This window comes from Bartonella sp. AA16NXGY (assembly GCF_042197325.1).
In the GTDB taxonomy this organism is placed as follows: Bacteria; Pseudomonadota; Alphaproteobacteria; order Rhizobiales; family Rhizobiaceae; genus Bartonella.
Genome location: NZ_JBHIRR010000001.1, coordinates 1 through 15860 on the forward strand (window position 1 = coordinate 1; position 15860 = coordinate 15860).

Consider the following 15860-nt stretch of genomic DNA (forward strand, 5'->3'; position numbering starts at 1 on the left):
CAAGAGATGCAAAAGATTTTGGCAAAAGCTGCTTAAACCTATGGGGGTGCTCTCTCCTCCCAGCACTCCCACCCATTTAATTAATATAAAAAAGAGAAAGGTAATGAGATGATATTTGATGATGGAGATAGATATGTAACGACACGTGAGTGTGCACAGCTTTTTAGTGTATCCACAACAACGATTCGCAATTGGGTGCTTCAGGGGTTGTTTCCGGAGCCATATAAGCTAGGGAGAGCAGTGAGATGGAGAAAAAAAGAGATCCTAGCTTTTACTCCAAAGAAAAATACGGAGCAAATAAGAACAAATTAGGTAAAATTATATAAACCGTAGAAGGTGGTCTAAAAGTTGGTCTTAAAATAGCTCTTTAAAGAAAAAATCTATATATTTCAATATTTTAAACAAAAAAGTGGTGCCCAGACGCGGATTCGAACCACGGACACGCGGATTTTCAGTCCGCTGCTCTACCAACTGAGCTATCTGGGCATGCTTCAAAAAAACATAAAGCGTTTGCGGTTATAACATTAAAATTTTCTCTGTCCAGTCATCAAAAGAAAAATAATTGATTTTTTAATAAGTTTATCTCCCTATTCTAGAGCGTTATCAATGAATCTTTATCATAAAATAAATTTGATAGGTATATTGGACACTTTAGTGTATTGTTATTAGAATGCTGTCTTATCGTGGTGGTGATACGAAAAAAAATTAAAAGAATCAATCGAGAAGAATGATTAAGAAAGATTTTTTTATAAAGTTTCCCTAAATTTTAAGCATACGAAATAAGAGACAACATTTTTGACTTTTTTCTAAAAAGATTATTGATTAGTCTTTATAATAATTTGTTTTTCTTTATAAAGAAAGAAAAACATCTAAAAGGGGAGAAATAATGATAATGTTACAAAAACCAAGTAATCGTCCCAATAATACTAATTTTTCTTCAGGCCCTTGTAGCAAACGGCCTGGTTGGACTCTTGATGTTCTTAAAAATGCATTAGTTGGGCGTTCACATAGATCTAGAGAAGCAGAATTAAAACTTGCTGAAGTTGTTAATTTAACCCGTGAGATTCTTGAGGTTCCTTCTGATCATCGTATAGGAATTATGCCAGGATCAGATACCGGTGCTGTTGAGGCTGCTCTATGGTCTCTATTAGGTGAGCGTGGCATTGATATGGCAGCGTGGGAAAGTTTTGGGTTTGGGTGGAATAAAGATGTTGTCGAGCAATTAAAGCTTTCTGATGTGCGTCGTTTTGAAGCTCCTTATGGTGAAATACCAGATTTAACACAACTTGACTTTGATCGGGATGTTGTTTTTACATGGAATGGGACAACTTCTGGTGTGCGTATTCCTAATGCGGATTTCATTCCGCATAAGCGGGCTGGATTGACCATTTGTGATGCAACATCGGCAGCTTTTGCGCAATATCTTGATTTTTCAAAATTAGATGTTGTTACTTTTTCATGGCAGAAAGTTTTGGGAGGTGAGGCTGCACATGGTATGGTGATTTTAAGTCCTCGTGCTGTTGAGAGGCTTGAGAATCATGTTCCAGCTTGGCCTATGCCCCAACTTTTCTATATGACAAAAAATGGAAAATTGAACGAAGATATTTTTAAAGGAAAGATCATCAATACACCTTCTATGCTTTGTGTTGAGGATTTTCTTGATGGGTTGAAGTGGGCAAAATCTCTAGGAGGTGCAGCGGCATTAAGAGCAAGGGTTGAGAAAAATTTTTCTGTACTTGATGCTTTTGTTCGCAAAACGCCATGGTTAGAATATTTGGTAAAAGATCCTGAAGTGCGTTCTAACACCGCTATTTGTTTAGATATTGTGGATCCAGTGATTACTGCTTTGGATACGGAAAAGCGAGTATCTTTTATAAAAGCGGTTGTGAAGCGTCTTGATGAGGAAGGGGTTGCTTATGATATCGGTTCGTATCGCGATGCTCCTCCTGGGCTTCGAATTTGGGCGGGTATAACAATTGAGGCTTCCGATCTTGAAATTTTAACACAATGGCTTGAGTGGGCGTTCCAAGTTGAAAAAGCACAGCTTTAAATAATTACTGTTGATTTTCACAACGTGTTTTTAAACAAAAAAGGATACGAGAGATTATGATGATCTTTCGTATTCTTGTATCAGACAAACAGCCTCTAAATATTACATGAATTGTAAAAGATTAAGACGGGGAATGAATGCTTTGTCAGGTGTTGGATACGCACAAATTAAAATCTCTAATGTTTTTACTTTTTGTAGCGAAAATGACAGATTTAAAATATTTGGGTATTTGCTTATCTTTATTATCATAAATTTGAAAATTTAATCACTTGAAGATTGAGAAAAATCTGAAATGAGGAGTCGCACTTGCTCTAAGGTTTCGTTATAAAGAAGAGTTTGTTTTTGAATGCTGGTTTTTTTGACCAAACACGACGGAGAAAGTTATGGCCAATGTAGTTGTTGTCGGTACACAATGGGGTGATGAAGGCAAAGGTAAAATTGTAGATTGGTTGTCTGAGCGAGCAGATATCGTGGTGAGATATCAGGGGGGGCATAATGCTGGCCATACATTGGTTGTTGATGGAGTCAGTTATAAATTATCACTTTTACCGTCTGGTTTAGTGCGTGGCAAGTTATCAATTATTGGTAATGGTGTTGTTGTTGACCCTCATCATTTTGTTGCAGAAGTAAAAAAACTATGTAATCAGGGTGTAAAAATCACACCAGAAATTTTGCGTATTGCTGAAAATGCTCCTTTGATTCTTTCTTTGCATCGTGATCTTGATGCAATTCGAGAAAGCGGTTTATCTGGTTTAAAGATTGGTACAACAAAGCGCGGTATTGGACCGGCTTATGAAGATAAGGTGGGACGTCGTGCTATCCGAGTGATGGATTTAGCAGAAAAAGATACACTTATGGCTAAGATTGAGCGGCTTTTGAGGCATCATAATGCTTTGCGTCGTGGGATGGGTGTTGCAGAGATTGATTCTCGAGCACTTTATGATGAATTGATGCAAGTTGCGGATAAAATTTTGCCCTTTATGGATTGTACGTGGCGTCTTTTAGATGAAGGTTATCGAGGAGGGAAACACATTCTTTTTGAAGGTGCGCAAGGTGCTTTATTAGATAATGATTTTGGAACTTATCCTTATGTAACGTCATCTAATACAGTTGCTGGGCAAGCATGTACAGGTTCGGGGATGGGACCTGATGCAATCCATTATGTTTTGGGTATTGCAAAAGCTTATACTACACGCGTTGGAGAAGGGCCGTTCCCGACAGAGCAGATAAATGATATTGGTGAATTTCTGGGAGTGCGTGGACATGAATTTGGTGTTGTAACGGGTCGAAAGCGTCGATGTGGTTGGTTTGATGCTGTCTTAGTACGTCAGATGGTAACAATTTGCGGTGTTCAAGGTATAGCATTGACAAAACTTGATGTTTTAGATGGTTTGGATGAAATAAAAATTTGTATTGGTTATGAGCTTGATGGTAAAAGGATTGATTATTTACCTTCTTCCATGGGAGCTCAGGATCGGGTGAAGCCTATTTATGCAACATTAGAAGGTTGGAAGGAAGAAACAGCACATGCATTGAGGTGGGAAGATTTACCAGTGCAGGCTATTAAATATATACGCTATATTGAAGAACTGATTAATACAAAAGTGGCTTTATTATCCACAAGTCCAGAGCGTGAAGATACTATTCTTATTACGGATCCCTTTGTTAATTGATTATTGTTTTTAGATTTCTATATATGTTCTCTGTTCGTTTTTGTATCTTTTTACAAAAAAAGTTTTTAAGAGCACGTAAAAGAAAGGTGCAAAATAGCATTGTTTATTTTTCATATTCATTTTACATTATTGCAATAGTTGTACCAATATTAAATGGCAACCAATTTAGAAGGCTAAAATAAAGTTTTTTGGCTTTACTATTGATTTTTTCTCAGTTTAAGAGAGATTATAGAGGAAATGGTAGATTTCGTTGGAATCTTAAAAAAGACAATTAATGCACAAAATAATATTACACCACAAGTGCGTAAGCGGATTTATAAGCGGGCTACCGAAACACTAGAACATCAATTTGTAACAGCAAAAATACCACAAGCAATAGCGGATGAACAAAGAAAGATTCTTCAAAGTTCTATTGCAACTGTTGAAGGAGAATATTTAGCAGTTGAAAAGAAACGGCTTTCTTCAGTTATTGGTTGGAATCCCACAAATATAAATGAAGATAAGAAATATACAAAAAAAACTATATTACCAAAGAATAATGAATTGTCAGAGGTAAACATAAAAAGAAAGCAAGATTTTGTTACACGTTCAAAGGATAACAAGGTATTTGTTGAGCTTTGTGTATCAGATATACCAGATGCAGAGCCTGTTAATATGGAGGCTGATGTGCCTTCTCAGCATGTTAATAGCAGTGTGTTAAAGATTTCTCCTTCGCAGGAAGATAATCCGCATATTGTTTCGCACATTTTTTCTCAGGCTTTACGTCGTGCTAATAAATCGTTAGTGCAAAGGCGTATTGTGATAAGTGCTGTTTCTGTTGTTAGTTTTGTTGTTTTACTTGTTGGTATTTTTTTTGTTGGTGAGCGTGTATTTGTATCAAATGATCATCAGTTTTTAGAAGAAAATCTTCAAGCTTCTCACAGAGTACCAAAGGCATTTCCAATTAAGAGAAAGTTAACACAACGCTTATTAGAGGATGGAAGTGAAATTGATGTTGGTTTAAAACAAGCGATAGATTCTTCGGATGAAGAAGTATTCTCAACAGTTGTTGATAGCAATTTGCAATCGCTTGAAACATCAGGTGAAGCTGTTTTCTATCAAGCACGTACAAATTATGATGCAGAAAAGATAGCAACGGGAAGTGCTCGCTGGACACTTATAAAAGAGTCTCAAGTGAAGGGGTCTCCAGAAGAAACAACTATACAAGGTGATATAACAATTCCTGATGAAGGGATATCATTACGGTTAATTTTACGTCGTAATACCGATCAGTCATTTCCTGCTTCATATATTATGGACCTTATTTTTATTCTTTCGGATAAATTTTCAGGTAAAGCTATAAGCAATGTTCAAGCATTAACCTTTAAAGCAAGTGAACAATCCATTGGACAGGCTTTAACAAGAACCATTGCTGCAAAGATTAACGATGACTTTTTTCTTGTCGCATTGAGTGGAAATCATCCATTTCTTGATCGAAATTTACAATTGATGCGAGAATTAGATTGGATGCGTTTGGTGTTAACGGATAAAAACGGGCGTATAAGTGAATTAACCTTTGCAAAAGGACCAACAGGTAAGTCTATTTTTAATGAAGTTATTGGACAATGGCTTGCACAACAAGATAAGTTAACAGTTCTTGGTCAACAAAATAAAACATAGATGCAAAAAAATAAACGGCTGTGAAGAATTTTCTACGACCGTCTTTATCAATTATATACCAAATATATTCAATAAAGCTTTAGATATCAATAACTTAAAGAATTCTATAGGCTAATTTACAAGTATAAAGCCAAGGCATGCTTTTTTTCATTTTCACATTTAAAGAATGTGCAAACCATTGGCTTTATACTTAACTCTAGGTTTTATACTTGACTTTGAGATAAAGTAGAATCTTTGATAGAGTTTTGCACTTTTTCAAATGCACGCATTTCAATTTGTCTTACTCGTTCTCGACTAATATTAAATTCACCAGAGAGTTCTTCTAGGGTTAGTGGTACATCGTTTAAACGACGCGCTTTAAATATACGCTTTTCGCGTTCATTGAGATTGTCCATGGCATTTATGAGCATGGAACGGCGATTTTCTAATTCACTTTTTTCAATTAAAATTTGTTCTTGATCGTTAGATTCATCCACCAACCAATCTTGCAACTCACTGTTTTCCCCTTCTTTTGTTCGAATTGGTGCGTTGAGTGAAGTGTCACCACCAAGCCTACGATTCATTGATACAACTTCATCTTCTGTGACATTCAACTGGATTGCAATTTTTTTCACTTGTTCTGCATTGAGATCGCCACTATCAAGTGCTTGAAGTTTACTTTTTAACTTACGAAGGTTGAAAAACAAACGCTTTTGATTAGCTGTTGTCCCCATTTTCACCAAACTCCAAGAGCGCAATACATATTCTTGGATTGATGCTTTAATCCACCATATTGCATAGGTTGCAAGACGAAAACCCCGCTCTGGTTCGAAACGTTTAACAGCTTGCATGAGTCCAACATTGCCTTCTGAAATGACTTCCCCAATGGGAAGTCCGTAGCCCCGATATCCCATCGCGATTTTAGCTACGAGACGCAAATGGCTGGTTACTAGCCTATGCGCAGCTTTTAGATCATTATGCTCACGGTAACGCTGAGCTAACATATATTCTTCTTTTGGCTCAAGCATTGGAAAACGACGCACTTCTTCCAAGTAACGGTTTAAACCACCATCACCTGTCATTACTGATAATAAATTCATATGGGCCATATATAGCACCCTCCTTTTGTTTGAATTCCCTGATAAGGCAAATTCTATGTTTTAGATAGCTAACTATCCTCATAACCTCACTCTAGCATATTTTTCAATTTTGTTCAAAAAAAGATATTTTATTGTGAAATCTTGAGAAGGGGAAAAGTTTCAATTCATTTTTTTAAAAAGTTTAATAAGTTTAGCCATATCTTGAGGCAGTGGTGCGGAAAACGACATAACTTTACCGGTAGAAGGATGTTCAAAAGTAAGACTTGCAGCATGGAGTGCATGTCGGTTGAATTGATCGATTGCATTTCTAATAGTGGAGTTGAATGTGTTTGATTTTGTTTTAAAAGCGTTTCCATAAACTGTATCGCCTATGAGTGGATGCCCAATATGAGTCATATGAACACGGATTTGATGGGTGCGTCCAGTTTCCAAGCGACATTCCAGAAGGCTAGCAAAAGATGTTGAGTCTGCATGAGAGCCATATTTTTCAAGCAGAGAAACATGTGTAACAGCATGACGAGCATAAGGGTTTTGGTTATGGATGACAGCTTGCTTTGTCCGGTTATGGGGCGAACGGCCAAGTGATGCATCAATTGTCCAGACATTGCGCTGAGGTGTTCCCCAAATCAAGGCATGGTAGCGTCGATCTAATGCGCAGGTACGTCCATGATCAGAAAATTGAGCACTGAGACTTTTATGAGCTAGATCATTTTTTGCAACAACCATGACACCGCTTGTATTTTTATCAAGACGATGGACAATACCAGGGCGTTTAACACCACCTATACCAGATAAACTATTCCCACAGTGGTAAATAAGGGCATTAACCAATGTACCGGTCCAATTGCCATTCCCAGGATGAACAACAAGACCGGCTGGTTTGTTAATAACAATGACATGATCATCTTCAAAAAGAATGTCCAATGCAATGGCTTCAGCGCTAGGTTCTGCATCACGAAGGTCCGGCATTTCCAATTCAATTATTTGGTTAGGTTTTAATTTTATTTTGGGTTCCTTTATGAATTGACCATCAATTTTAAGACAGCCTTCACGGATGAGAGTTTGCAAACGCGAACGTGAGAGCACATCATGATATTGTTTTGCGAGCCACTGATCAAGACGTTGCCCAAGAGCACCTTCATCCGTTATTTTCTGTATTACCATACGATTCCTATTAAGTTTTTAATAAGATTTTACCAGTACGAAATTGCTTTACTATCGAGAAATTCTTTAATTCCCCAATGTCCTCCTTCACGAGCGCGCCCAGAAAATTTTACACCTCCAAAGTAGCTTCCACTGGGTAATCCATATCCATTAACTTCTACCATACCAGAGCGTACTTGTGCCGCAATACGACGATATTTGTTGCGATCTTGCGATTGAATATAGTTTGTAAGACCATACTCAGTCTCATTCGCTAAAGCGATGGCTTCTTCTTCTGTACTAAAAGAAAGAATCGAGAGAACTGGACCAAAGATTTCTTCTTTAAAAATACGCATATGAGGTTTTACATCAGCAAAGACTGTTGGACGGACATAATAACCGCGTTCCATTCCTTTCGGTAAACCAGTCCCGCCTGCAACAAGAGTTGCACCTTCATCAATTCCCGATTGGATAAGATCTTGAATTTTATCATATTGTTTTTTTGAAACAACGGGCCCAATATGATTTCCTTCTTGGCAGTTTGGTCCTACTTTTGTTGTTTCTGCAATATCTTTGGCTATTTTCACGGCTTTGTCATAGATGCTCTGTTCCACAAGCATACGAGTTGGTGCATTACAACTTTGTCCACTATTATAAAAGCAATGTCGTGCACCACGTTGAACAGCATCTGAGTCGGCATCAGCAAAGATAATATTCGCTCCTTTTCCCCCAAGTTCCAGACAGACTCTTTTTAAAGTAGCGCTGGCATTTTTAGAAATATCTTTTCCTGCTCTAGTTGAACCAGTAAAGCTGATCATTTCTAAATCTGAATGTGCAGAGAGGTAAGAGCCGACAGTCGCACCATCACCATTGATTAAATTAAAAACACCGGCTGGAAGTGCGGCTTCATCTAAAAATTCAGCAAAAAGCATAGCAGAAAGAGGCGCAATTTCAGAGGGCTTTAACACCATGGTACAGCCAGCCAAGAGAGCAGGAATAACTTTAAGAGTTACTTGATTCATGGGCCAATTCCATGGCGTAATTAATCCTACGACGCCGATAGGATCGTAGTGAAGGATTGCTTGCTCATTTCCCTTTATTAAAGTTTCTTGGAACGAAAACTCTTTATAAGCTTCGATAAAATTGCGAATATGGGAACTTCCGGTTGCAGTTTGCGCATTAAGCGCCATATCAATTGGTGCTCCCATTTCCATTGAAATGGTTTTTGCCATGTCTTTGGAACGTTTTTCGTAGATCTCTAGAATTTTTTCAACAAATCCAAGACGCTCATTTGGTGATGTTGTTTTCCATTTTTGAAAGGCTTCTTTAGCCGCATTAATTGCTTTATCAGCATCTTTTGTACTTCCAAGGCTAATGACAGCACAAGCCTCCTCTGTTGATGGATTAATGACGTCAAAATCGTGAGGAGTGCTTGGCTCATCCCATAGACCATTGATATAAAATTTCCGTTTATTAAACATAATTCACTCCCTTTTTTCTATTTATATTTATATTTATATTTATATTTATGTAATTATGATTGTCTTAGTCTAAGCCTTTTTAAACGAGGATAACAAGGATAATCTTATAAAAACGTGAGAAATTAGATTATATCGTGATAATTGAGCATGGAGAATTCAATAGAGCAATGCTTATTGTATTATTGAGACTAGTTTCTTTTATGAAAAGGGAGAGAAAGAGAGGCATAGACAATTTTCTTGAAGTTTTTTTATCATGAAGTTTTCTTCAAAACAAATGAAATACGCGCTCTATGACACCATAAACTAGGCAATTTATATCGTAAATATGCAAAAGGCAGATTATGAATATGCATTATGGCACTATTTTTTTCATTAAAAAGTAACCATCAGCAAAAGGTTATTAACCTTCGTATGATAGTTTCTACGAATTCTTTTTGAAAAGGTTATTTTTCTCATTGCTATAAATTTGTTGGGTGCCATGCATAATTCGAAAACAAAATCTATTTCTACGTCTTCTTTTTCTGATGATGGTACAAAAGGTGCATCAAGAGAAGATTTATCTGTTAAGATTACTGAGATATTTCCTTATCCGGAAGTGTGGAAAAAGGCATTTGCCCTCGGAAAAAACGTCCGTTTCACGAGAACCCCAGAAGTTGAGATTTTGCGTCGTCGTATAGAAACAGATCCAGTTTTTGCAAAACAGTTTAAAATTTTTACGAAGCAAGATCAAAAAAAAATTACAGATACAGATATTGTACGTTGTAACAAGAAAACAACAAATATTCTTTCGACAAAAAAAGTCATTAATCCTCAATCAATAGAGAATAAAACATCAGTTTGTCATTCAACGGTTTTGAAGCAGTTGTCACGTCAAACTACTCGTATGCCGTCAGCAAATATTCCACTTGAGGAGGATAAACAAGAACGTAAATTACAAGTGGAAAATGTGCTACAAAAAATAAAACCTGCTTTGCATCTTTCCGATGATGCATTTTTTGAGTGTGAATCTTTGATATTTGAACATGTGGAGACTCAAACTTCAAAAGAGGATGGAATATCAATTGATACGACAAATGAAATTACACCAGATATTCCCACAGCCTTTGATGAGTCAATAACGGCTCTTTACCGTGTTCTTGAATACCGCTTTCCACAACTCTATGATTCAATTACATCAGAATCTCCAGCGGAAAGGATGCGAGGTGTTGAGAAAATTTCTGATTTAATGCATACAAATAATGATACTACTAAAGAGAGTCATTCTAATCTTTCTGTTGAAGATTCTGCTCATACGTTAAGTAATACAGGCGCGTTAAGCGATGCAGGGGCGAGTATAGAGACTGAAAATAGCAATAATACTGTCGCCAATAATACTGTTGATTGTATAAACAAAGCCGTCACAAAGAATTCAAAAGATTTTTCTGTGATGCAAGCAAACAGTAAAAATAAAACATTGCAATCTACTCGTATGCCATTAGGTAATTATGATTCTGCTTTTATGCAAAATATTCAATCTATTGACTGTGATGTTTATGAATTTCCTCCGATCAACTTATTACAGGAACCTGTTTTTCATGAAGGTACGATGATTCCTCAAGAAACATTAGAACGTGGTGCTGGACTTTTGGAAAGTGTTTTGGAAGATTTTGGCATTAAGGGTGAAGTTATCCATGTTCATCCAGGGCCAGTGGTAACAATGTATGAATTTGAACCCGCCGCGGGCGTAAAGTCATCGCGCGTTATTAATCTTTCTGATGATATTGCGCGTTCTATGTCTGCTATTTCTACACGCGTTGCTGTAATTCCTGGACGTAATGTTATCGGGATTGAGTTACCCAATGCGGTTCGTGAAACCGTTTATTTACGAGAATTAATCCAAACACGTTCTTTTCGTGAAAGTGAATTTAAACTTGCTCTTGCTTTGGGGAAGGGGATTAATGGTGAACCGGTCATTGCAGAATTAGCAAAAATGCCTCATTTATTGGTTGCAGGAACAACAGGATCAGGCAAGTCTGTTGCAATTAATACAATGATTTTGTCGATTCTTTATCGTATGACACCAAAGCAATGTCGTTTGATCATGGTTGATCCTAAAATGTTAGAGCTTTCTGTTTATGATGGCATTCCACATCTTTTAACACCCGTTGTCACAGATCCCAAAAAAGCAGTAACAGCTTTAAAATGGGCGGTTCGTGAAATGGAAGAGCGTTATCGCAAAATGGCTAAGTTGGGTGTGCGTAATATTGATGGTTTTAATGCACGCGTTGCACTTGCAGCTCAAAAAGGCGAAACAATCATGTGTACTGTTCAGTCGGGTTTTGATAAGGAAACAGGGGAAATGCTTTATCATGAAGAAGCCATGGATCTCACGCAGCTTCCTTATATTGTTGTGATTGTTGATGAGATGGCTGATCTTATGATGGTGGCAGGGAAAGAGATAGAGAATGCCATTCAGCGCTTAGCGCAAATGGCGCGTGCGGCAGGTATTCATCTTATTATGGCAACACAACGTCCTTCTGTTGATGTTATCACAGGTACAATTAAAGCGAACTTTCCTACCCGCATTTCTTTTCAAGTAACATCAAAAATTGATAGTCGTACGATCTTGGGTGAACAAGGTGCTGAAACGCTTTTAGGTCAGGGGGATATGCTTCATATGGCAGGTGGTGGACGCATTGTGCGCGTTCATGGACCTTTTGTCTCAGATGAAGAAGTTGAATCCATCGTTGCACATCTTAAAATGCAAGGAAAACCTGATTATTTAGCAACGGTAACAGATAATGAAGACGATAACAAAGAGGATACTTCTGCTGATTCAGCTGCTGAAATTTCTGAGGAAGAAAATTTTGATGAAGAGGGTGAGGAACTTTATAACCAAGCTGTAAAAATTGTTATGCGTGATAAAAAATGTTCAACATCTTATATTCAGCGCCGACTTTCAATCGGCTATAATAAAGCAGCTTCTCTCGTCGAGCGAATGGAAGAAAAAGGCATTGTTGGAGCCGCTAATCATGTTGGAAAACGTGAAATTTTACTCAATGAAGGAAAATAAACAAACGCATTTAAAAATATGCAATTTTTTAAATATCTGACAGTTATTATTTAAATGTGCTTGTTTTATTTTTTTATATAATATTAAAAATTTAAATGGAGAGTAATAAAGCAAAAGCGATCTTTTGTATTAAGACTTCTGATGAGGTAAACAAGCTGATATCAAAGGAGATTATGAGATGTTTTTAACATTTCTAAATGATCTGGAATATAAAGAAATTAAACAAATCTTTATATGAAAACAGATAATTTGTGTTCTCTTTTTTACAGAGAAATTTTTTAATAAAATAGTGCGGTGGCATATTTTTTGTTTTTTCTTTTGTAGCGATTCTAATGAAAGAAAGATCTTTGGGAGATTATTGAGAGCATCATAAGAAAAATGCCCAATATGCAAGTTCTGTTGCATAGGATACTTTAAAGCGTCACGCTGAATTTATTATCATTTGATATTATTGGCTCAAGAAAGATGTTCTTACGAGAAGCTTTATTTGAAAAAGAGATTTTGATAATGCAGTATATTGATTTATAGTAATTTATCATTATTCACAGTGAATAAAAGTCTCAAACATTGTAAGATTTTCTCATTTCAAATCTGTTTCTGTTGAAACAATTAAAACCGTTTTCTTGCGTATCATAATAATGTAGGAGTAAAAAAGTTAAAAAATAAAAAGGCTGCTTATGAACGCCTTCAAATGCCGAGAACTATTGATAACATTAGGGGCTGAAATTAGTATAATGATGGTGCTAACCAGCTCTTTTATAAGTATAAAAATGGTAATGCACAATGCCTTGATATCCTCTATAGGGACTTTTACATTACACCATTTACAGATGACGTCGTAAAATAAGCTTGGGGATCTTGGGAGATATCTTTTCAAAAAAGGCGCATGAATGTGTAAAATAAGTGTATTCTTTTTGAGTACTATTTATGCGAGGGAGATGTTACCATTATTGTAACAAGATTTATTACATAATGGGTGAATAAGCAACAAGAGCTGGAAGCTTCTTTTTATTCTTGTTTTGTTGATGAAACAGTCAAAATTTTGCTACAGACAATTGATATGAGATATCAAGTTATTTTAACCAGAATAGATAATTGTAAACAAATTAGCATTATTCATTTGAGAGTAAATTCAACACTTTTTAGTTTTAGTTATGCCATTAAAAGCAGATGAGTTAAAGTTAAATACAAATGAATTAAAATGTCAGCAAGAAGCTTTTCGTTTTACACCAGAGCTTTTGCCACGGCCTTTTACGTGGGAAATCGATCACAATGGTTTGTTTTGTGAAGTCTCAAAAGAGCTAGCTGAAGTTGTTGGTCCTCTCTCTTCTTCTATTTTAGGGTGTAGTTTTCATGAGCTTGCTCATCAATTTAATGATGATCGATATCTGGTTCTCAGTCGTTTTATTGAAGCGGCTATGCCTTGGAGTAAAGAGATTGTTCAATGGCCTGTTGATGGTTGCTTACAATGGCTTGATGTTGAATTGTCGGCTTTGCCAATTTTTGATGTTAAAAAGCAGCTTAAGGGGTTTCGTGGCTTTGGTGTTTTAAAAATACAAAAAAAAGTCCAAGAAAAAAGAAATGAAAAGCTAGAAACAGAAATGCTATGTCTTACGGAGATAGAACGCTCAGCTTTTCGTGAAATTGCAGAGCAATTGCGTGATGAATTGAATTCATCGGTAAAAGAAGAAAATTTAGTTGAAGAAACAGCTATTCAGTTACCATATGCACAAACATTGCCGGTAAATGCTATAGAACAAGCTCTCGTAAAAGAGCCCGCTGCAGTTTTATCATTGTTGGATACAGCAACAGATGGTGTTTTATGGTTGGATGAAGAGGGCTTTGTTCAATCAGCGAGTAGGGCAGCCTTAGCATTAATGGGTTATGAAATAAATGAACTACGAGGACAACCATTCTCTTCATTATTTACTTTGCAAAGCCGACTTTTGGTTGAAAAGTATTTTAAATCAATCCGTATGGAGGAAAAAAATCAGGTTTTAAATCGCAGTGAAACCGCTGATTTAATGACAAAAAATCATAAAAATATAACCGTTTTGATAACGATTGTATTTTTGGTAAAGCAAGGCAATTATGCTGTTATGTTGCGTGATAGGACACAAACAGTTCCATCAGGAGAAAAAAAAGCAGAAGAGGATAAAATCGTTGGAGTTGTTCATGAAATACGAACACCTTTGAATGCTCTTATTGGTTTTGCAGAAATTATGAGAGAAGGCCGTTTTGGTTCGATAGAAAATGAGCGCTATCATGGATATTTACGCGATATTATTTCCTCTGGAAAACATATATTATTGCTGATTAATCAATTACTAGAGTGCTCGAAGATAAATTATTCTGGTTCCGATAACCAGATTGATTCTTCCCTTATTTCTGAAACATTTGATGTAATATCTTGTTTACGTGCGACGATAGCTTTTCTTGAAACTCAAGCCAATCAGAACGGCATTATCATGCGTATTGTTGCTCCACCTCACGTTCCATTTATTCCTGTATCACAACAAGTGTTTCGCCAGATTATATGGAATCTTCTTTCCAATGCTATTCGTTTTACACCTTTGGGTGGACAGATTATTGTTCACGTTTCTTATAGAAAAGAACGTGTAAAAATTTCAGTGAGTGATAATGGTATAGGGATGAACGAAGAAGAGATTATACAGGCACTGCAACCTTATGGTCAAGTAGAGCGCAAAGATGGACGATCTGGTGATAGCGCTTTTATGGGAACAGGTTTAGGCCTCCCAATGTGTAAAGCAATGGTGGAAGAAAGAGGGGGACAATTTTTACTGTTCTCAAAACCCAATCATGGAACAACTGTGGAAATGTTTTTTCCTCGTGTTCCATGATGTAAATCTTGCATAAAATTATTTTTTCTTAGCCAAAAGATCTCTAATTTCTGTTAAAAGTTGTTCTTCTGAAGACGTTTTTTTGGGGCTTTCTTCTTCTTTTCTACGAATTTTATTCATAGCCTTAACGAATAAAAAAAGAACCCAAGCAATAATGAGAAAATTGATGAGTAAAGTAATAAAGTGTCCATAGCTAATGGTTGCTCCAGCTGCTTTGGCGGCACTCAATGTTGCTTGTTTTTCGCCAGCAAGTTGAATAAACATATTAGAAAAATCAATCCCACCTGTAATCAGCCCAATGATTGGCATAAAAATATCATTGACAATTGAGTTGACCAAGCTACCAAAAGCACCCCCTATAATCACACCGATAGCAAGATCAATCATATTACCTTTTAGGGCAAATTCTTTGAATTCTTTAAGCATTGCATTTTCCCCTTTATATAAGCGATATACGGTAATTTACTTACCGCTTTTGATGAAAAAGGAAAGGGCAGATTTTATTTTTAGGATTATATTACGATATTAATATTATTTTCAAAGAACTTTATAAGGTTTAATAAAGAGCTTTAGGGCTCTATTTGAATGTACATAGAATATTTCCTAGAAAAAAGCTTTTTTGATAAAAACTATATCTGCTTTTTCAACAGAAAGTAGAAAACTGTAGCTTAATTTATATAATTGCCTCAAGATTTTTATGTTAACATTAAAAAGAGAGGTTTTTACACAATACCACAAAATAAGTAGTGTAGAAAGTTGAGCTATCAGAAAGCTTTTCAAATGAAGTACATATATTAGCATAACATTTTGTCATAAAAAGAGAATTTAGGAATAAAAAATATATTTCAGCACTGATAGAAGA

At 36.2% G+C, this 15860-nt stretch carries 10 protein-coding genes and 1 tRNA gene; 6 read left to right on the forward strand and 5 right to left on the reverse strand.

Annotated elements, in window-relative coordinates; genetic code table 11:
- Positions 1-108 precede the first annotated feature (108 nt).
- Entirely contained in the window at positions 109-312 is a 204-nt protein-coding gene (locus ACFINK_RS00005) for a helix-turn-helix transcriptional regulator (protein WP_375606917.1), read from the forward strand.
- Between the two features lie 98 nt (positions 313-410).
- Here ACFINK_RS00005 and ACFINK_RS00010 read toward each other — a convergent pair.
- A tRNA-Phe gene (locus ACFINK_RS00010) sits at positions 411-486 on the reverse strand.
- Positions 487-886: 400 nt separating this feature from the next.
- On the opposite strand from ACFINK_RS00010, the gene ACFINK_RS00015 reads away from it, so the two are divergent.
- The 3 genes from ACFINK_RS00015 (at position 887) to ACFINK_RS00025 (ending at position 5382) form a co-directional block, all read left to right on the forward strand.
- Complete coding sequence (locus tag ACFINK_RS00015) at positions 887-2050, forward strand: phosphoserine transaminase (protein WP_375637990.1); 1164 nt, start codon at positions 887-889, stop codon at positions 2048-2050.
- Positions 2051-2433: 383 nt separating this feature from the next.
- A complete protein-coding gene (locus tag ACFINK_RS00020) occupies positions 2434-3723 on the forward strand; it encodes an adenylosuccinate synthase (protein ID WP_375613716.1) in 1290 nt (429 codons plus the stop codon).
- A 237-nt stretch (positions 3724-3960) separates the two neighbouring features.
- Positions 3961-5382, forward strand: coding sequence for a hypothetical protein (locus ACFINK_RS00025; RefSeq protein WP_375613715.1), 1422 nt, complete (start codon positions 3961-3963; stop codon positions 5380-5382).
- A gap of 203 nt (positions 5383-5585) precedes the next feature.
- Here the strand turns inward: ACFINK_RS00025 and rpoH are convergent, their stop codons facing one another.
- The 3 genes from rpoH to ACFINK_RS00040 form a co-directional block, all read right to left on the reverse strand.
- Positions 5586-6470, reverse strand: coding sequence for an RNA polymerase sigma factor RpoH (rpoH, locus tag ACFINK_RS00030; RefSeq protein WP_273790355.1), 885 nt, complete (start codon positions 6468-6470; stop codon positions 5586-5588).
- A gap of 150 nt (positions 6471-6620) precedes the next feature.
- Positions 6621-7625 carry an RluA family pseudouridine synthase gene (locus ACFINK_RS00035; RefSeq protein ID WP_375613714.1) on the reverse strand — a complete coding sequence of 335 codons (1005 nt, stop codon included), beginning with the start codon at positions 7623-7625 and terminating at the stop codon, positions 6621-6623.
- Positions 7626-7654: 29 nt separating this feature from the next.
- Positions 7655-9085, reverse strand: a complete 1431-nt coding sequence (locus tag ACFINK_RS00040; RefSeq protein ID WP_375637993.1) for an aldehyde dehydrogenase family protein — start codon at positions 9083-9085, stop codon at positions 7655-7657.
- A 478-nt stretch (positions 9086-9563) separates the two neighbouring features.
- On the opposite strand from ACFINK_RS00040, the gene ACFINK_RS00045 reads away from it, so the two are divergent.
- Positions 9564-12137 carry a DNA translocase FtsK gene (locus tag ACFINK_RS00045; RefSeq protein ID WP_375613712.1) on the forward strand — a complete coding sequence of 858 codons (2574 nt, stop codon included), beginning with the start codon at positions 9564-9566 and terminating at the stop codon, positions 12135-12137.
- A 1154-nt stretch (positions 12138-13291) separates the two neighbouring features.
- Positions 13292-14998 (forward strand): PAS domain-containing sensor histidine kinase, encoded by a 1707-nt coding sequence (locus tag ACFINK_RS00050; RefSeq protein ID WP_375612060.1) that lies wholly within the window; start codon positions 13292-13294, stop codon positions 14996-14998.
- Positions 14999-15016: 18 nt separating this feature from the next.
- Here the strand turns inward: ACFINK_RS00050 and mscL are convergent, their stop codons facing one another.
- The gene (gene mscL, locus ACFINK_RS00055; protein WP_026500234.1) at positions 15017-15424 is read right to left on the reverse strand and encodes a large conductance mechanosensitive channel protein MscL; all 408 of its coding nucleotides are present in this window, start codon (positions 15422-15424) and stop codon (positions 15017-15019) included.
- Positions 15425-15860 lie beyond the last annotated feature (436 nt).